Annotated in this window: 15 protein-coding genes; 2 read left to right on the forward strand and 13 right to left on the reverse strand. The window is 63.1% G+C overall.

The genetic code is table 11. From position 1 onward, the window contains the following. The first annotated feature begins 207 nt into the window (after positions 1–207). Positions 208–639, forward strand: a complete 432-nt coding sequence (locus tag NKH91_RS11045; RefSeq protein WP_352495961.1) for a TerB family tellurite resistance protein — start codon at positions 208–210, stop codon at positions 637–639. A gap of 177 nt (positions 640–816) precedes the next feature. Here the strand turns inward: NKH91_RS11045 and NKH91_RS11050 are convergent, their stop codons facing one another. From NKH91_RS11050 to NKH91_RS11075, 6 genes are all read right to left on the reverse strand, one after another. Then, positions 817–1,125, reverse strand: coding sequence for an immunity 53 family protein (locus NKH91_RS11050; protein WP_352844346.1), 309 nt, complete (start codon positions 1,123–1,125; stop codon positions 817–819). Between the two features lie 254 nt (positions 1,126–1,379). Beyond that, a complete protein-coding gene (locus tag NKH91_RS11055) occupies positions 1,380–3,002 on the reverse strand; it encodes an ABC transporter ATP-binding protein (RefSeq protein WP_352885435.1) in 1,623 nt (540 codons plus the stop codon). Continuing rightward, complete coding sequence (locus tag NKH91_RS11060; RefSeq protein WP_352844342.1) at positions 2,999–3,868, reverse strand: ABC transporter permease; 870 nt, start codon at positions 3,866–3,868, stop codon at positions 2,999–3,001. Before NKH91_RS11060 ends, NKH91_RS11055 begins: the two co-directional genes overlap by 4 nt. Beyond that, on the reverse strand, positions 3,865–4,812 hold the full coding sequence (locus tag NKH91_RS11065) for an ABC transporter permease (protein WP_352495965.1): 948 nt from the start codon (positions 4,810–4,812) through the stop codon (positions 3,865–3,867). The genes NKH91_RS11060 and NKH91_RS11065 overlap by 4 nt, the downstream gene beginning before the upstream one ends. Before the next feature lie 255 nt (positions 4,813–5,067). Continuing rightward, entirely contained in the window at positions 5,068–6,546 is a 1,479-nt protein-coding gene (locus tag NKH91_RS11070) for an ABC transporter substrate-binding protein (RefSeq protein WP_352844340.1), read from the reverse strand. Positions 6,547–6,676: 130 nt separating this feature from the next. After that, entirely contained in the window at positions 6,677–7,966 is a 1,290-nt protein-coding gene (locus NKH91_RS11075) for an acetylornithine deacetylase/succinyl-diaminopimelate desuccinylase family protein (protein WP_352844338.1), read from the reverse strand. Between the two features lie 222 nt (positions 7,967–8,188). Between NKH91_RS11075 and NKH91_RS11080 the strand changes: the two genes are divergently transcribed. Next, the gene (locus NKH91_RS11080; RefSeq protein WP_023719972.1) at positions 8,189–8,617 is read left to right on the forward strand and encodes a L,D-transpeptidase; all 429 of its coding nucleotides are present in this window, start codon (positions 8,189–8,191) and stop codon (positions 8,615–8,617) included. 150 nt (positions 8,618–8,767) lie between these two features. Here NKH91_RS11080 and NKH91_RS11085 read toward each other — a convergent pair whose 3' ends face one another. From NKH91_RS11085 to NKH91_RS11115, 7 genes are all read right to left on the reverse strand, one after another. After that, complete coding sequence (locus tag NKH91_RS11085; protein WP_352844336.1) at positions 8,768–9,760, reverse strand: lipid A biosynthesis lauroyl acyltransferase; 993 nt, start codon at positions 9,758–9,760, stop codon at positions 8,768–8,770. Between the two features lie 2 nt (positions 9,761–9,762). After that, on the reverse strand, positions 9,763–10,791 hold the full coding sequence (locus NKH91_RS11090; protein ID WP_352844334.1) for a zinc-binding dehydrogenase: 1,029 nt from the start codon (positions 10,789–10,791) through the stop codon (positions 9,763–9,765). Between the two features lie 84 nt (positions 10,792–10,875). Next, positions 10,876–12,147 (reverse strand): beta-ketoacyl-ACP synthase, encoded by a 1,272-nt coding sequence (locus NKH91_RS11095; RefSeq protein WP_352844332.1) that lies wholly within the window; start codon positions 12,145–12,147, stop codon positions 10,876–10,878. A gap of 75 nt (positions 12,148–12,222) precedes the next feature. Beyond that, complete coding sequence (locus NKH91_RS11100) at positions 12,223–13,410, reverse strand: beta-ketoacyl-ACP synthase (RefSeq protein WP_352844330.1); 1,188 nt, start codon at positions 13,408–13,410, stop codon at positions 12,223–12,225. 38 nt (positions 13,411–13,448) lie between these two features. Continuing rightward, positions 13,449–13,733, reverse strand: a complete 285-nt coding sequence (locus NKH91_RS11105; protein WP_023719977.1) for an acyl carrier protein — start codon at positions 13,731–13,733, stop codon at positions 13,449–13,451. A 213-nt stretch (positions 13,734–13,946) separates the two neighbouring features. Further along, positions 13,947–14,495, reverse strand: coding sequence for a histidine phosphatase family protein (locus tag NKH91_RS11110; RefSeq protein ID WP_352640459.1), 549 nt, complete (start codon positions 14,493–14,495; stop codon positions 13,947–13,949). Between the two features lie 106 nt (positions 14,496–14,601). Further along, the gene (locus NKH91_RS11115; protein WP_352844328.1) at positions 14,602–17,613 is read right to left on the reverse strand and encodes a caspase family protein; all 3,012 of its coding nucleotides are present in this window, start codon (positions 17,611–17,613) and stop codon (positions 14,602–14,604) included. Between the last annotated feature and the right edge of the window lie 40 nt (positions 17,614–17,653).

The following is a 17,653-nucleotide window of genomic DNA, read 5'->3' on the forward strand; positions in this document are numbered from 1 at the left end:
CGATTGGCGAAACCGGTGACGAGAGCGCCCTCTCCCCGTCACTAAACGGGGAGAGGATGCCGGCAGGCAGGTGAGGGGCAGCGCCAACGCCCTAAAGGGGTGAGGAGACGAATTCAAAACCTGAAGCGATTGCCCAGTTCCACCCTTCGCACCCCGTTTGCGCAAAGCCGATTCCGCGCTACCTTCCCGACGAATCGGAAGGGGCTGATGGCGATGGGATTGCTGGACCAGATACGCTCGATCTTCGACGGCGACCCCGGGGTGCGCAAGGTGGCGGACGATCCGGTGCTGTCGGCGGAATTGCTGATGCTGTTCCGCATGATCCTGGCCGACGGGTCGGTCAGCGAGAGCGAAATGACCGCCTTCAGGCGTATCTGCCGGGACGCCTTCGGCATTCCCGAAACCAGCATCGACAGCGTCATCGAGTATCTCAACGAATTCGGCTACGAGACCAACGGCTCGCAAGCCATCGCTCAGTTTCGCGACCTCGATGTCGAGCGGCGCAAGCTGCTCGCCCGTCACATGGCCGAGATCGCCAAGGCCGATTCGCAACTTGCCGGAAGCGAGATGCAGCTGTTGCGCCGCACCCTCGACCTGCTCGACATCAGCCCGGCCGATGTGGTGAAGCCGCAAGACTGAGTCATCGGCTGACTGCTGACGTTCTGAGCGTCATTTTGTCTGTAATAGGTCATCCTCCAGGATAACCTGTCACAGAATTGCCGTGTCTCACTTATGTGGTGAAGTCCAGCACTGTCACCGTAGTTCCCCGTTTTGTACATCTGGCGAAAAAAATCTTTAGGCATCTAATTGCTCTATTTACCTTTGCGTATCCATCGCAAACTTTTTAAACTGTTCGATAATCTTCGACAAGTTCCTTGCCACTCCAAATCCCTTGAAAGTACCATCCTTTACTGTTACAAAAAACCAATCTATTTCGTCGCCATACTGAAAGCTTACGTCTGTAAACTTTCTTCCATAGAGCTGCGTCCCGTGCAAATCTATTGAAACTTCCCATCCAGGGTTGTCGATCGTATCAATTTTTATCCCGTATTGGTGTTCCCAATCGCCGTTGCACTGCCCTTGGTACCACTCCTCTAACCACTCGAGCATTGATAGGTCGACCATTAGCCCCTCCTGTTAGTCGTTTGGAACAGAAGGAGGTTTATCGCCTCCTTTGTTGGGATTTGGCTTTACAGGGTCCCGACGCCCCGTTTCGCCGCCTCCTTAGCCATTCTAATGTCCGCCATTGTTGCCGGTCGAATCCTTGCTTTCTTTGTGGCTAGACTCGACACTCCGCTCGCCTGATTGACCGCGATCGGTGTAGTTTTCACGTGAGGGGGTAGGTATGCTTTGTGGATCAAGCCGTGCCACGAAGCTGCTCACCCCTGTTCTTGCAGCCGTTTCGCAATTGCCCGATGCAAATCGGGAGCGGCGGCGACCAACGCCTTGGCGGCTTCGGATTGCGGGTGGTCGAGCACTTCGCTCGTCCTGCCGCGCTCGACGATCTTGCCGTCATGCATGACCATCACTTCGTCGGTGATGGCGCGGGCGACGGTCAGATCATGGGTGATGAACAGATAGGCGATGCCGAGCTTCTGGTTGAGCTCGGCGAACAGATCGAGGATCTGGGCGCGGATCGAGACATCGAGCGCCGAGACCGGCTCGTCGGCGACGACCAGCTTCGGTCGCGTGATGATGGCGCGGGCGATCGACAGGCGCTGACGCTGGCCGCCCGAAAACTCGTGCGGATATTTGTCCATGTCTTTAGGCGACAGGCCGACCTCGTGCAGCGCATGCGCCACCATCTCGCGCCGCGCGGCGGGCGCCGGCTTCTTCTCCAGCACATGCAGCGGCTCGGCCACCAATCTCTCGACCTTCTGGCGTGGGTCGAACGAACCATACGGGTCCTGGAACACGACCTGCATGTCGCGCCGCGCCGGCTTCAGCTCCGCCTCGCTCTTGCCGGTGAGGGTGTCGCCACGGAAGCGGATCGTACCGGCCGTCGGCTTGTCCAGCGCCAGGACCATGCGGGCGAGCGTCGACTTGCCGCAGCCGGAGCGCCCCACGAGCGCCACCGACTGGCCGGGCGCCATCGAGAAGGAGACATCGTCGACGGCGCGGATGGGAGCTGCCGGTTTCAACAGCGATATGCGCCGTCCGGGATAGTCCCGCGTTACGTTCGCTACCTGAAGCAGCGGTTTGGCTGATCCGCTGTCATGCGTGCGGGCTCGCGCCGGCAAATGCATCGAGGCCTGCGCCAGTTGGCGCGTGTAGGGGTGAAGCTGTTCGGATAGCGTGCGGGCCGTGTCGCCGGCCTCCATCACCTCGCCATGGCGCAGGATGGTGATGCGGTCCGCCATCTCCGTCACCACGGCGAGGTCGTGCGAGATGAGCAGAAGACCCATGCGGTTTTCCGCTACGAGGTCGCGCAGAAGGTCGAGGATCTGCGCCTGCAGCACCACGTCGAGCGCGGTCGTCGGCTCGTCGGCAATCAGCAGCTTGGGTTTCAGCGCACAGGCAATGGCAATGACGACGCGTTGGCGCTGGCCGCCGGAGAGTTCGTGCGGATAACGCGACAGCGGGAATTGTGCTGCCGGCAGGCCGACCCGGTCGAGCATTTTTCGCGCCCGTTCCTCGGCGTCGGCGCGGCTTGCCCTGGTGTGCCAGCGAATACCCTCGGCGACCTGCTCGCCGATGGTCTTGACCGGATTGAGCGCCGTCATCGGCTCCTGGAACACCATGCCGATATCGTCGCCGCGCAGCGCGCACATCTGGTCCTCGCTGGCGGCAAGGATGTCGATGCCGTCGAAGGTGATGCGTCCGCTGGTGTGCGCCGCCCAGGGCAGAAGCTGCATGACGGTGAGCGCCGTGATCGACTTGCCGGAGCCGGATTCGCCAACGAGCCCCATCACTTCGCCCGGCGCGACGGAAAGTTCGATGTCTCTGAGGATACGGGTGCTGCCGATGGTCAGCGACAGCTTGTCGATTTCGAGCAGGCTCATCGCTGCCGCCGCGATTTCGGATCGAGAATGTCGGCAATGCCGTCGCCAAGCAGGTTCAGGCCAAGCACGGTGACGACGATCGCCATGCCCGGAAAGATCGCCATCCAGGGCGCCACCACCATGCGGGTCTGGGCGTCGAACAGCATGCGGCCCCAGCTCGGCATCGGCGGCTGGGTGCCCAGCCCGACATAGGAAAGCCCGGCTTCGGCCAATATGCCCAGCGCGAACTGGATGGTGCCTTGCACCAGCAGCAGCGTGGCGATGTTGGGCAGCACATGTTCGATGCTGATCAGCGTCCTGCTTTTGCCGGCGGCGCGGGCGGCGAGGATGAATTCGCGCGGCCAGATCGCCAGGGCGCCGGCCCGGGCGACGCGCGCGAACACCGGGACGTTGAAGATGCCGATGGCGATGATGGCGTTGAACGCGCCCGGCCCGAAGATGGCGGTGATCATGATTGCCGAAAGCAGCGCCGGAAAGGCGAAGACCAGGTCGTTCAGCCGCATCAGCACGTCGTCGGCGATGCCGCCGCGCGCCGCGGCAAAGGCGCCGAGCGGCACGCCGATGCCCATGCCGATGCCGACCGCCACCAGCGCCACGGCGATCGAGTTGCGGGCGCCGACCATGATCATCGACAGGATGTCGCGACCGAAATGGTCGGTGCCGAACCAGTGCGCCAGCGATGGCGCCTGGGTCTTGTCGGAAATGACCAGCCTGGTGACATCGTAAGGCGTCCAGAAGAAGGAGAGGATCGCGACCGCAGCCACCAGCGCGGTGATGACGAAGCCGGCGAGGAACGAACGGTTTTTGAACGCCTTGGCCAGGATGCCGGCAAGGTTCTCGTCGGGGATGTCGATGTGCAGCGTCATTGCCGGCCTCTCAGGCGCGGATCGACCACCGCATAGGAGAGATCGACAACGAAATTGACGACGATGACGGCGGCGACCAGCAGCATGACGACGCTCTCGACCACGATCAAGTCACGCTGGTTGATCGCCTGGAACACCAGCCGGCCGAGGCCGGGTAAGTAGAAGACGTTCTCGATGATGACGGTGCCAGCGAGCAGGAAGGCGAATTGCAGGCCTAGAATGGTGACTACCGGGAGCATGGCGTTGCGTAGCGCATGCCGCCACAAGACAATACGATAGGGCAGGCCCTTGGCGCGGGCGGTGCGGATGTAGTCCTCGCTCAGCACTTCGATCAGCGCTGAACGGGTGACCCGGGCAAGGATCGCCGCCTGCGGCAGAGCGAGTGCGATTGCCGGCAGGAGCAGCGATTTCAGCGCCGGCCAGACGCCGGCGCTCCAGCCGGGAAAGCCGCCGCCAGGCACCAGCCGCAGCCAGACGGCGAAAAGATAGATCAGCATCAGCGCAAACCAGAAATTGGGCACGGCGACGCCAAGCTGGGCGGCGCCCATAGCGATCGTGTCGCCGGCCCGGCCGCTACGGCTGGCGGAAAACAGCCCGACCGGGATGGCAATGACGGTGGACAGCGCCAGCGCCATCAACGCTAGCGGCAGCGACACGACGAGGCGCTCGCGGACCAGATCGATGACCGGCACCGAATAGGTATAGGAACGGCCGAAATCGAGGCTCAGCAGCCCGCCGGCCCAATGCAGATAGCGCAGCACGACGGGAGCGTTGAGGCCCATCTGGTTGCGCAGCAATTCGATCTGGTCGGCGCTGGCGTTCAGGCCAAGCATCAGCCGTGCCGGGTCGCCGGGAATGATCTCCAGCACGGCAAAGACCACCATCGAGGCCAGAACCAGCGTGACGACGGCGATGGCGAGGCGCTTGAGGAGGTAGGCGGTCATGGACGTTGAGGAACCGCTGTGTTGCCGGACGCAAAAACCGGGCGAAGCTTGCGTTCCCGCCCACCCCCCTCTGTCCTGCCGGACATCTCCCCCTCAAGGGGGGAGATTGGCAGTTTCCACGTTGACACTGTCCTTGCAACGCTAGTGGTTAGCGAAAGCGGCGATGAGGGCTCAATCTCCCCCCTTGAGGGGGAGATGTCCGGCAGGACAGAGGGGGGTGTGACGGAGTGCAACTTTCGCCCTTCTGTCAGCGGCTCAATCCGTCCACTTCACCTTGGTCAGGTCGTTGGCCTGGATCGGGGCGTTTTCCCATAGGCCTTGCAGTTTGGCGTCCCAGACGCCGACCTTCGGCAATTCGTAGAGGAAGCCGACCACGGCGTCGTCGGCCAGGACCTTCTGCGCTTCGCCGAGCAGCGTCATGCGCTTGGCTTCATCGGAGGTAAGGTTCAGCTCGTCGATGATCTTGTCGAAGGCCGGATTGTCGTAGTTGAAATAATAGTCCTTGCGCGAATAGATATCGATGTCGTTGGGCTCGGTATGGGAAACGATGGTCAGGTCGTAATCCTTCTTGGTGAAGACCTGGTCCAGCCACTGCGCCCATTCGACCGGGATGATCTCGAGATCGATGCCGATTTCGCGAAGCTCGGAGGCGATGATCTCGCCGCCAAGCCGCGCATAGGAGGGCGGCGGCAGCTTCAGCGTCGCCTTGAAGCCATTCTCCAGGCCGGCTTCCTTCAGCAACTCCTTGGCCTTCTCTACATTGTGCGGATAGAGGCCGGTGAGGTCGACATAGGCCTTGCTGGCGGGCGACATATGCGAGCCGATCGGCACGCCGAGCCCGGCCGAGGCACCGTCGATGATCGCCTTGCGATCGAGCGCAAAGGAAATCGCCTGCCTGACCTGCAGCTTGTCGAAGGGCGGCTTCTTGTTGTTGATCGACAGGATGGTTTCGCCCTCGGTCGAGCCGATGACCACCTTGAAGCGCGGGTCGTCCTTGACCTGGGCGACACTGTCAGGATCGAAGAACGGAAAGGCCTGGATGTCGCCGGACAGCAGCGCCGGAACAGCAGCGGCGGCATCCGGAACGATGCGGAACTCGGCCTTGTCGAGAAATACCGGGGCGCCCCAGTAATTGTCCGACTTGACCAGCGTGATCGATGAGCCCTTGGCCCAGCTCTGGAACTTGAACGGGCCGGTACCGATCGGCTTTTCCTTGTTGGTGTCGGCTGTCTCAGGCGCGACGATCACCGCGTCGCCCCAGCCCATATTGTAGAGGAACGAGCCTTGCGGGTTCTTCAGCGTGACCGTCACCGTCGCGGGATCGACGACCTCGACCTTGTCGATGGCGGCGAACAGGCCCTTTTGCGCGTTGACGGAATTGTCGGCGCGGGCACGATCGAGCGAGAATTTCACGTCGTCGGCGTTGAAGTCGCTGCCATCATGGAATTTCACGCCTGTGTGCAGCTTGAAAGTGTAAACCTTGCCGTCGTCGGAAATGCTCCAGCCTTCAGCGAGATCGGGCAGCACTTCGCCATTCGGGCCGATGCGGGTCAGGCCCTCGAAGACGTTGGCATAGAGCACCTCGTCGATTGCCGCGGCGGCACCCGCGGTCGGGTCGAGATGCGGGGGTTCAAGCGTAATGCCGATGACCAGGTCGGTGCGCGCGGCCATCGCCGAGGTCCCGGCGGCCAACGCCAGCGCCGCAGCGGCCAGAATGGTTTTCCACAATTTCATCGTGCAACTCCCCATATCTAAAACACGTGCTCAAACCCGGGCGGATAGAAGCGTGAATTCGCCGCCGAGTAAATTGCGTTTCGTACCGTCCGCCGCCGCCGGGAGGAATGTTTTTCCGCCCATAGCCGGATCATCGCGGGCCGGCGCTCCTCAGCAGAACGCCGAGGCCGATGGCCATCACCTTTGCCGAGTCCAGCATATCGGCAATGCCGACCCATTCGTCGGGTCGGTGGGCAAGGTCGAGAATACCCGGGCCATAAGCGATGCAGTCATAGATGTGGCCGATGCGGGCGATGTGCTTCTGGTCGTAGGTGCCCGGCGAAATCACATAGTCCGGCTCGCGGTCGAATATCTCCATGATGCCTTGCGCGACCGCCTTCACCACCGGTGCGTCGCGCTCGGTCATCAGCGGCAGCACTTCCATCAGATCGCGGATTTCGTAATCGAATTTCTTGCGCTCGCGCTTAAGCCGCTCGAGGATATCGATCACCTCGCTCTTGACCGTGCCGAGATCCTCTTCGAGCAGGAAACGGCGATCGATGGTCAGCCGGCAGGAATCGGGCACGTTGGGCGAGGGCAGGCCGGGCCGGAAATCCTCCGTCTGGCCGCCATGGATCGAGTTGATGTTCATGGTCGAGCGTTTTGCGCCTTCGGGCACGACCGGCATGCGCGTCATCTTGCGGTCGAGCGCCGGAAACAGCTCATCCTCGAAGGCCCGCAGCACGGCGCCCATATGGCGCACCGCGTTGTCGCCGAGGAACGGCATCGAGCCGTGCGCGATCTCGCCTTTGGTCTCGATCTCCGCCCACCAGACGCCGCGATGGCCGAGGCAGATGCGGTCCTTGTTGAGCGGCTCGGGAATGATGACGTGGTCGACCTTCGGCCTGGAGAAATAGCCGAGCTTGGCCAGATGGGCGACACCGCCAAAGCCGCCGGACTCCTCGTCGACCGTGCCCGAAATCTCGATAGCGCCGGGAAAATCGGGAAAGACCTCCATGAAGGCTTCAGCGGCGATGATCGAGGCGGCAAGCCCACCTTTCATGTCGCAAGCACCGCGGCCATAGACCTTGCCGTCCCTGACGATGCCGGCGAACGGATCGAGGCTCCAGCCGTCGCCGGGCTCGACCACGTCGATATGCGAATTGAAGTGCACGCAAGCACCCGGCGCGCGGCCATCGAAGCGGGCGACGACGTTGACGCGCGGATAACGGTCAGTGTCGCCGGGCGTGCCTTCGGCACGGATGAATTCGATCTCAAAACCGCGCTTCTTCAGCCGCGCGCCGATAAATTCGGCACACGGCTGATAGGCTTCGCCGGGCGGGTTGATGGTCGGAAAGCGGATCAGATCCGCGGCCAGCGCAACCAGATCATCGGCTCGGTCATCGATCGCCTTGAGGAGCCGTTCGTTCGGTTCGTTCATTCGGCGAATTGAGCAGCGGATGAGGCGGTTTTGCAAGCCCGATGGCGAATTGCGAGGCGATTGCGTGTCGTTACGGCAACTATTGCGGGAAATCGTTCAAATTCGCTGCTTTGGATTGGTGAAATCGTCAGGGAGTAGGTGTTAGCTCGCTGGCTTGCCATCAAAATGCTGGAGAACAGCGTGAGGGCAGGCAGGCAAGGGGCATCAAAGGGGTTTGATCGCATGAAAAACACTGTTCTCATGGCAGCAGCATTGGTAGCGATGCTGTTCGGTTCGTCGTTCGAGGGCCGGGCGGCCAGCCTGGTCGCGAACATTGATATTTCCTCACAGACGATGACGGTAAGATACGGGCTTTCGTATTACCGGTGGAGCGTTTCCACCGCCCGCAAAGGCTACATCACGCCGCGCGGCAGCTATCGTCCGCAGCGGACGGCCAGGATGTGGTATTCGCGCAAATACGATATGTCGCCGATGCCCTATTCGGTGTTCTTCCGCGGCGGCTATGCCATCCACGGCACCGGTGCCGTCCGGCAATTGGGGCGCCCGGCATCGCATGGCTGTGTGCGCCTCCACCCCAGCAACGCCGCGGCCTTCTATTCGATGGTGCGCAAAGCCGGCTTCGGCAACACGCGGATCCTGGTGACGAATTAGGCCTGTCACTGGGCCTGAAAATAAAAAACCCGCCGGAGCGGCAGGTTCGTCGGCGCCAAGTAGCACCATACCGAAATTAGTAGCATAGCTGCCGGCACAAAGCAAGAACAAAATACGTCAGTAGCGGAAAATGTTTGCTATGATTTCCGCTCAGGCGGCTTTGTCGCGCAATTTCAACGGCCGCCGCTTTTTGCGCTTGCTGATCTCCCAGCGCTTGTGGAACCACATCCACTGGCCAGGGTCTTCGCGCACCCAGCGCTCGACCACATCGTTGAGAAGCTGGGTGGTGGCGGGGACGTCGACATTGCCGCCTGCGGTGCGCGGCAAGGTGAGCTTGTCCTCGATCTCGAGCCGGAAACGATTGTTCGGCAAGCGCACGCAGCGCGCCGGGTAGACATCGCAATCGTAGTGCCTCGCCAGCGTGCCTAGTACGCGGTTGCTCTCGCAGGGGCGGCCGAAGAATGTCGTCTCGAGCCCGCCCGTGAATTTCTGGTCGACCAGCACGCCGATATTGCCGCCGTTCTCCAGGATAGCCGCAAGCGCGAACGAGGCGCCGGTCGAAGACGGCAGCAGCGATCCCATGCTCGAGCGGCGGGTCGAGAGGATGTAGTCGGCGAGGTAAGGGTTGTTGGGCGGGCGAAACAGCGCCGTGATGTTCATGCCGAAGGTGGCAGCAGCCACCGGCAGCAGCTCGAAATTGCCGAGATGCCCGGTGAAGACGATATGCGGCTTGTCCTCGCCGGCGATGCGCACGAAATGCTCCACGCCCTTGACCTCGACACGGCCCGGCTTCGTCGCAGCAGGATCGTAGTCGAACAAAGCATCGAGGAAGATATATTCGGCGGCGAGGCGAGCCATGTTGCCCCACATGTCGGAGGCGATCGCCTCGATCTCTGTATCGCTCTTTTCCGGATAGGCCTTGCGCAGATTGTCGATCGCAACCTCGTGGCGCTGCACCCAAGGGCCGATGCGGCGGGCGGCGCGGTCGGCGAAATTGAGCGCCCTGTCGGGCGGCAGCAGGCGCAGCGCGGAGATGATGATCATCGCGACCCGCGCGACCAGCCAGTAGTTGAACCGTCGAAGCCGCCGGCCATGGCGGAATCCCAGGTCCCGGCTGATCTTCCTGAAAGTCTTGCCGACCATTCTCAGCCGACGCGCAGGATGATCTTGCCGAACACGTCGCGGCCTTCCATGCGCTTCAGTGCGGCATCGATGCCGTCGAAACCGACCTCGGTGTCGATCACCGGCGCGACAAGACCCGCCGCCATCTTCTGCATGGCGTCGGCCATGTTTTCCATGCGGCAGCCGAACGAGCCGAGCAGCTTCAGCTGCTGCTGGAACAATTGCATCAAATTGATCTGTGTTGACACGCCGGAGGTCGAGCCGCAGGTGACGAGCCGTCCGCCGCGTTTCAGGCACAGCATCGAAGCGGCAAAGGTGTCGGCGCCGACATGCTCGAACACCACGTCGACGCCCCTCTTCTTCGTCAGCTTGCGCACGACGCCTTCGAAGCGGTCGTCGCGGTAATTGACGACGTGGTCGGCGCCGAGCGCCTTGGCCTTGTCGATCTTTTCGTTCGAGCCGACGGTGGTGATGACCGTGCAGCCCATCTTCTTGGCCAGCTGAATGGCGGCTGAGCCGATGCCCGAGCCGCCGGCATGGACGAGTATCGTCTCGCCGGGCTGCAGCCGGGCATTGTCGAACAGCATGTGCTCGACCGTGCCGAAGGTGACCGGCGCCACCGCCGCGCCGATTTCGCTCACGCCGGGCGGCGCGGGGACCAGAAGGCGCGCCGGCAGGTTGATCTTTTCCTGCGCAAAGCCGTCGAGATGGAAGCCGTGCACGCCCGAAACATGCTCGCAGAGATTGTCGCGGCCTTCGCGGCAGGCGCGGCAAAGACCGCAGGTGCGGGCGCCATAGATCGACACCAATTGCCCGGGCACAAGGCTGGAAACGCCGGGGCCGACCGCCTCGACCTCGCCGGAAGCCTCGGCGCCGACGACCAGCGGCAGCTTGCGCTTGGCAAAAGCCATGCCGCGCCAGCCCCAGACGTCGATGTGGTTCAGCGCCACGGCCTTGATGCGCAGCGTCACCTCGCCGAGCGAAGGCGGCGGCGGTGGCGGCAGGTTCACCGTTTCAAGCCGGCGATCCTCGATAAGTTGCAATGCGCGCATGCCAGATCCCAGGTTGCGCATGACCCGAGAACCGTTTCGGAAAGGACCATGCGCACGATAACAGTGCTAGAGCGGAACGGTCGCTTAGACCGGTTCCCGCGCCATGACAAGGCAGGTGTTCTGGCCGCCGAAGCCGAAGGAGTTCGACAGGACCGTGGCGACCTCGGCGTTGCGCTTGGTGTTCGGCACCACGTCGAGCACGATCGCCGGGTCGGGATTGTCGTAGTTGATGGTCGGCGGAATGACGCTTTCGCGCATCGTCATCAGCGAAAATGCAGCCTCGACGGCACCGGCAGCCGATAGGGTGTGGCCGATCATCGACTTGTTCGACGAGACGGGCATTGACGAGATACGCTCGCCGAACACCGTCGACAGCGACAAATGCTCCATCTTGTCGTTTTCGGGCGTCGAGGTGCCGTGGGCGTTGACATAATCGATCCCGTCCTCGCTCAGGCCGGCATCGGCAAGGGCGGCGCGCACCGCCGCGATCGCCGGCGAACCGTCCGGCTTGGAGCGGGTGCGATGGAAGTCGTCGGCCTTTTCGCCGCAGCCGCGCAATATGCCGAGAACGGTGGCGCCGCGGGCAAGTGCTGCCTCCAGCGATTCCAGCACAAGGGCGCCCGAGCCTTCGGCGAGCACAAAGCCGTCACGATCCTTGGAGAACGGCTTGGATGCCTTTTCGGGGATGTCGTTATGGGTGGAGAGCGCGGACAGAAGCGAGAAGCGGATCAGCGCCTCCGCGGTTGCCGATCCGTCGGCGCCGATCGACAGCGCCCGGTCGCATTCGCCGCGGCGGATCGCCTCGACGCCGAGCTGGATCGCCGTGGCGCCCGAGGCGCAGGCGGTCGACAGCGTGATCGGCAGGCCGCGCGTGCCGAAACGATCGGCAAGCCGGTCGGCGATCGAACCGAACTGGGTGGTCTCGAAAATGTCGAGTTCCCTCAGGCCGCGCGCCACCCGCAGGAGCCTCTCTGCACCGGTATCGTGCGTGTCGGAATTGTAGAGCGAAAAGCGCTCGCTCCAGTCGAGTTCGACCGGCGGCGAAGCGAGGAAAAGCGGTCCGCCGAAATCGCCGGCATCGAGGCCCGCCTCCGACATCGCTTCCTGGGCGGCGGTTTCGGCAAGCTCATAGGTGAGGAGACTGGCGCCCTTCGAACTCGACGGCAGGAAATCGACCATGCCGGAGATGCGGGTGTTGAGATGATCGACCGGGAAGCGGGTGATCGGATGGATGCCGGATTTGCCTGACGTAAGTGCCGCCCAATTGTCGGCCTTGCCGACACCGAGCGAGGTCACCACGCCGATGCCGGTGACGGCGACGATCGGCCTGCCCATGTGGTCGTTCAGATTGGCCATTTGTTGTCCAAAAACCTGTTTCTCTTGGAGCATCGGATCGCCCGAAAACCGTGTCACACTTTTCGGTGCGATGCTCTAGGCGGCTTTGATCAGCGCCATGCCCTCGAATTGGTGATAGCCGATCGCCGTTGCAAGGACGGTCTTCGGGACGCCGGCAAACGGTTTTTCGACTGTGGCGTCGAAGACAGGGTAGGCGGCCTTGCGGTCGACAGCCAGTGCCGCCAGCGCCACGGCGAAGGGGAACTGCGCTTCCTTCATGTGGCCGGTCAGCGTCGAAAAGCCGCGTGCGGCGATCGCCGGATTGGCCTCGAGCGCCGATTTCTCGGCGGCGGTCGCGTCATGGGCGCCCGAAGCGCCGGAGATCGCCAGCAACTCGCCGTCCGGCAATGCGGCCTGCTTCAGCAGCATGGCGATCTCACCATCGAGTTCGCCCCGCCGGCGCCTGGCGCGACCGGACAGGACCGGGCCAAGTTCCGCATAGATCTTCCGGCCACGGCTTGTCGCGTGCTCGCGCTGCTCCAGGACGAGGAACGCGCCGCCGGATCCGGTCACCACGCCGCCGCCCTCGGCACCTTGCCTCTGCCAGACGGGCCGCCACGGACCGCGATGCAGGTAGCCGGCCAGTTCATAGCCGAGCAGCATGTCGGAATGTTCGGTCTGGAAAGCGCCGCCGACCAGTATATGCGTCGACTGACCGGAACGGATGCGCGCGGCCGCGGTCTCGACGGCGGCGACGCCCGCACCTTCCTCGCCCATGAAGGTGCGCGACGACCCCGTCACCTTGTGGACAATCGAGATGTTGCCGGCGAGCAGGTTGGAAAGCTGTGCCAGAAACAGCGTCGGGCGCAATTCCGTGGTCAGCTTCTCGTTGAGCAGCACGTCGCGGTCATTGCGGCTTTCCGATGCCGCGAGAATGGCCGCGTCAACCGCCTCGTCGCGCTCGCCGCCGCCGGCGGCCACCACCATGTCCATGGTCGCGCAGAGTTCGTCATTGCCCTTGATGCCGGCATCGTCGAGAGCAAGGCCGGCTGCATAGGTGCCGAGCCTCTGCCAGGTCTCCATCTGCCGCTGGTCGCCACGCTTGGAGATCTGCAGGTTCCAGTCGACCTCCGGCAGCGGGTGGACTGTATAGGGCGAGAAGCGCGAGGCCTCCAGAACCGGCTCAAGGCGCGGCTGGACGAGCTTTTGCCAATGCGCATCCGGACCCTCGCCCAGCGACGAGACTAGGCCGATGCCTGATATGACGACGTCGTGGGGGTTCATGGGCGGCTGTTCGGGTGAAGGCGCGTCAAGCGCTGTGCTTACGTGGCGTTCTTGGCGGCGACGAGCGCGTCGATCTTGGCGCACAGGTTCTTCATGACGAAATAGTCGTCGGTCGACGCCTTGCCGTCATTGACCTCCTGCGTCCACTTTTCCAGCGGCACCTTGATGCCGAATTCCTTGTCGATGGCAAAGACGATGTCGAGGAAGTCGAGGCTGTCGATGCCGAGATCGTCGATGGTGTGGCTTTCGGGCGTGATCGTCTCGATGTCGATCTCGCTGGTGTCGGCGATGATCTTGGCGACTTTGTCGAACGTGGTGGACAAGGGCTTTTCCTTCGATTGCGGGCGGAATCTGTCCGCATGTGTTTTGGGCTGTCTAATCGGTTTTTCCGGGCAGGAAAAGGCCTGATACGCCCGGCGCAGATGGGATTGCTGCCCAGGCAGAGCAAGATGAGATCGGAATCCAACCACGGCTTCTCGTGGCAGTGGCATTTCGGCAACACCTATCTCGCTCGACGCGAGGAGCGACCGGCCCGGTCAGAAGGTGACGCGGCCGAGCACGCGCAGGCCGTCGCCTTGCGGCTCGACGACCACGGCTTCGCCTTCGCGCGGCGAGATGCCGGTCAATTCCTTGATGTTTTCGAGATGTGTGACCATGACCAGATTGTCTGACCCGGAATAGCCGCGGATCTCGGCCAGGATCGCGGCGATCTGGGTGGCCTTCTCCTTCTCGCCGGTCTTCAGCAGGTCAAGCGGTTCGAACGGCTCCGGCTCGCTTTCGAAAGCGATGCGGGCGGTCTCGAGGCAGCGGCAATAGCGGCTGGACAGCACGCGCTCGACCGGTGCCGCGCGGGCGCCAAACAGCGCGCCGATCTTGCGTGCCTGCTGCTTGCCGCGCTCCGAGAGATTGACCTGGGTGGCACATTTGCCGAGGTCGAAATTGGCCGCATCGGTGGTGCCGGTGACCATGGCATGGCGCAGCAGCACCACATGCCCGCCGTCGCGCAGCAGCGCCCAGCCGGCTTCCGTCGCATGGGCTGTGGCGGAAACGGCAAGCAACAGCAGCGCCAGCACAAATCGAAGCATCAGACATCCTTTTCGGGTGACCGGCAGGCAGGTCCCCGGTGACCGGCATATAGGGACGGCAAAGCCGGCTGAAAGACAAGCCGAGTGCAACCTGCGGCCGAAACGGCTATCCCTTCGCTATCTGCTTCTTCACCAGATCGATCTTGCGGTCGGTCAGCGGGATGGGGATTGTATAGCCGGCTTCGGTAAAGCCCTGCTTGGCGTTCTCGAAGAATTCGATCGCCTTTTGGTATTCGGCATTGCCGCCGCCATAGCTGCCGCGGTTCCAGTGGACGTCGCCGAGATTGTTCTGCTCGAAGGCCCATTGCATCGGCTGGCTTTCGCGGGTGAAGACCTTGAGCGTTGCCTCGAACGCGGCTTCGGCTTCGTCCAGATACTTGCCGGTGCGTTCGAGATTGCCGAGATTGATCAGGCTCATGCCGATGCCGTTCTGCGCGTTTGCCCAATCGACGGGCGAGGTCTCGAAGGTCAGCACCTCCAGCGCCGCCCGGCGCGCGGCGATAGAAGCGGCCAGTTTGCCGGGATCGGCCTCGCTCATGCTCAGCCATTGCAGCGCCGAGCCGAGGCCTGCCTGCGCCAGCGCCCATTGCCGCGGCGTCGTCTCGCGCTTGTATTCGCGCAGCGCATCGCGATAGGCCTCGATCGCGTCTTCGTAATGCATCGGATTGTCGGTCACGCCGCCGAGCAGTTGCAGCGTGTTGCCGAGATTGTAGTGGGTCATCGCCCAGTCGAGCGGAAAGCCCTTCTTGGTATAGACGCGCCGTGCCGCCCGGTATGCGGCGGCCGATTGCTCAAGCCTGGCAGCATTGCGGGTGCGCTGGCCGAGCGTCTGGTAGATCGAGCCGAGATTGTTCTCAGCGGAAGCCCAATCCATCGGAAAGCGCTGGCGGGTGAAGATGGTCAGCGCATCGCCGTAGGCGGCAGCCGCCTCTTCGAGCAGGCCGGTGCCGAGATCGAAACGGGCAGCACTGCTCAGCGCGTTGCCGAGATTAAGGCGGCTGGTCGCCCAGGAGACCGGAAAGGTGGCGCGGGTGCGGATCTTGAGCGCAGCGCGAAAGGCGTCGGCCGCTTCGTCGATTTTCGCCTTGTCGTTGCGTTGCGTGCCGAGAGACACCAGCGTGTTGCCCAGATTGTTCTGAAGCATCGCCCACTGAACGGGTGCTTTTTCGCGCGTGTACTCTTCAAGCGCCAGCCGGTAGGCGGTCTCGGCCTCGGTCAGGCGCTCGCCATTCGGTTCCCGTTCCGAAAGCGCATAAAGCGCAAGGCCGAGATTGTTTTGCGAGGCGGCCCAGTCCAGCGGGACTTTGTCGCGCGGACGCTTCTCCAGCGTGGCGCGCATCGCCACCACCGCCTCGTTCAGGCGTTTCGGGTCGCTCTCGCGCTCGCCGATCTTCAGCAGCACATTGGCCAGGTTGTTCTGGGCGGCGGCCCAGTTGAGGTCGTCCTTCTCGCGCTCGAACACGACAAGCGAATCGCGAAAGATCTTCGCTGCCTCTTCCAGCCGGTCGGTTTCGCGCTCGCGCTCGCCGATCGTCTGCAGCACCACCGCCATGTTGTTGCGGGTGATCGCCCAGTCGCGGTTCTGCTCGCCATTGGGGATGAAATTCAGGATGACGCGGTAGGCGTCGATGGCGCGCTGCAGCGCTTGCCTGTCGCCGGTGGCATTGCCATGGGCATTCAGCGCTTCCGCCTCCTGGTTCTTGTAGTTCCAGCGCAGTCTGTCGTCCCATTTCTCGACCAGCGAGAAGGCCTTGCCGTAATCGTTGGCGGCCGACAGATAGTCGAAGACCAGCGCCGAAGCGTCGGCGCGCCTGGTATAGATCGCCGCGTCGGCAAGACGCTTCTGCCTGACCAATTCCTCCGCCTGGTCGACGGCGCCGCTGGCCTGCTCGACCCGGCCCACCGCTTGGTCGAGGAAGTTGCGCGCGGTGACGATGGCGCCCTGGCCTATGGCCTTGTCGGCCGAGGCGACGAGGCGGCTTATCTCGGGGTCGTCGGTGCGCAGCGCGTCGCGCTCGGAAATCATCTTCTTCAGGCGCTCGGCCTGGGCGTCGAGCAGCTTTTGCAGGTCGGTGGGGTCTTCCGGCATCTTTTCGGTGCCGAGCGCCTTCAGCACGCCATAAAGCGCGTCGAGCGGCACGCCGTCCTGCAGCGAGGCCAGTTCCACCTGTGCCCGCTTGGGGTCCGGCAACTCGGCAATCGTCAGCAGCAATTGCCGCCGCTCGCCGGTGATCAGCCCGTCGTCGCCGGTCGGTTCCTGCGGTGCTACGCCGAAATAGAGCAGCCGGCGCAGGCTTTCATTGACCCATGGCCGCTGCTTTGCCTTGGTGTCGAGATAGACCTCCTCGGTCACCATGCGCATGACCGAGCCGAACTCCGTGCCCTTCATCGCCGCGAGATGGCGCAGAAGTGCCGCTGCATAGGGGCTGTTTTCGCCGACGATACCGTCGAGTGCCGGCCGCCCCGGCTCGGCGGCAAAGCCGATCACCGTTCCCAGATTTTCCGTCGCGGTCGCGTCCGCCAGTGCCTTGGCGCCGCGCACCGGCTCCAGTCCGCCGGCGCCGATCGGCGAGGCCGAGGCCGTGGGCGCCCGGCGCAGCACCGCGTCCGCCGGAAACGGGTTGGTGCGGCAGGCATCGAGCAGCATGATCGTTACCGGCACGGTCTTCTTCAATTCGTCCATGACGGCGGAGATCGGCACCAGGGCCTGATCGGCGTCCTTCAATGAAGAAACGTCGGCGTCGACCGGCACCAGATAGTTTTCGCCGCCCGCCTCGATGCCGTGGCCGGAATAGTAGATCAAGGCGACGTCGGCGTCGTCGGCATCCTCGGCGAAACGCTCGAGGTCACGCTTCAGCTTTGCCGCGTCGCGATCGGTGACGCTGCGCGCGTCGAAGCCGAGATCGGTCAGCATCTTGGCGATGTCGCGGGCGTCGTTGGCGGGGTTGGGAAGAGCCGTTATGTGCCGGTATTTCGACTGGCCGACGATCAGCGCCACGCCCTTGAGGCTTGCTGGCTCCGCGGCATGAGTCGAGGTCACCACGAGACAGAGCAGGGCGGCGACGAAAGCCGTCAGCCACGCCTGCTTGAAGAAGTGCTGATTTCCGACAAGGCCCATTCGCCGCGTGTCCCCCGACAACCCTGTATAGCGCTGCCAT

This window comes from Mesorhizobium sp. M0894, from assembly GCF_040319725.1.
Lineage (GTDB): Bacteria > Pseudomonadota > Alphaproteobacteria > Rhizobiales > Rhizobiaceae > Mesorhizobium.

What these genes read in the sequence shown, in the direction of transcription:
- NKH91_RS11060 (WP_352844342.1), bottom strand. Translation starts at nt 3,868, where the DNA reads ATGACGCTGCACATCGACATCCCCGACGAGAACCTTGCCGGCATCCTG.
- NKH91_RS11110 (WP_352640459.1), bottom strand. Translation starts at nt 14,495, where the DNA reads ATGCTTCGATTTGTGCTGGCGCTGCTGTTGCTTGCCGTTTCCGCCACA.
- NKH91_RS11065 (WP_352495965.1), bottom strand. Translation starts at nt 4,812, where the DNA reads ATGACCGCCTACCTCCTCAAGCGCCTCGCCATCGCCGTCGTCACGCTG.
- NKH91_RS11085 (WP_352844336.1), bottom strand. Translation starts at nt 9,760, where the DNA reads ATGGTCGGCAAGACTTTCAGGAAGATCAGCCGGGACCTGGGATTCCGC.
- NKH91_RS11050 (WP_352844346.1), bottom strand. Translation starts at nt 1,125, where the DNA reads ATGGTCGACCTATCAATGCTCGAGTGGTTAGAGGAGTGGTACCAAGGG.
- NKH91_RS11090 (WP_352844334.1), bottom strand. Translation starts at nt 10,791, where the DNA reads ATGCGCGCATTGCAACTTATCGAGGATCGCCGGCTTGAAACGGTGAAC.
- NKH91_RS11075 (WP_352844338.1), bottom strand. Translation starts at nt 7,966, where the DNA reads ATGAACGAACCGAACGAACGGCTCCTCAAGGCGATCGATGACCGAGCC.
- NKH91_RS11095 (WP_352844332.1), bottom strand. Translation starts at nt 12,147, where the DNA reads ATGGCCAATCTGAACGACCACATGGGCAGGCCGATCGTCGCCGTCACC.
- NKH91_RS11115 (WP_352844328.1), bottom strand. Translation starts at nt 17,613, where the DNA reads ATGGGCCTTGTCGGAAATCAGCACTTCTTCAAGCAGGCGTGGCTGACG.
- NKH91_RS11100 (WP_352844330.1), bottom strand. Translation starts at nt 13,410, where the DNA reads ATGAACCCCCACGACGTCGTCATATCAGGCATCGGCCTAGTCTCGTCG.
- NKH91_RS11055 (WP_352885435.1), bottom strand. Translation starts at nt 3,002, where the DNA reads ATGAGCCTGCTCGAAATCGACAAGCTGTCGCTGACCATCGGCAGCACC.
- NKH91_RS11070 (WP_352844340.1), bottom strand. Translation starts at nt 6,546, where the DNA reads ATGAAATTGTGGAAAACCATTCTGGCCGCTGCGGCGCTGGCGTTGGCC.
- NKH91_RS11080 (WP_023719972.1), top strand. Translation starts at nt 8,189, where the DNA reads ATGAAAAACACTGTTCTCATGGCAGCAGCATTGGTAGCGATGCTGTTC.
- NKH91_RS11045 (WP_352495961.1), top strand. Translation starts at nt 208, where the DNA reads ATGGCGATGGGATTGCTGGACCAGATACGCTCGATCTTCGACGGCGAC.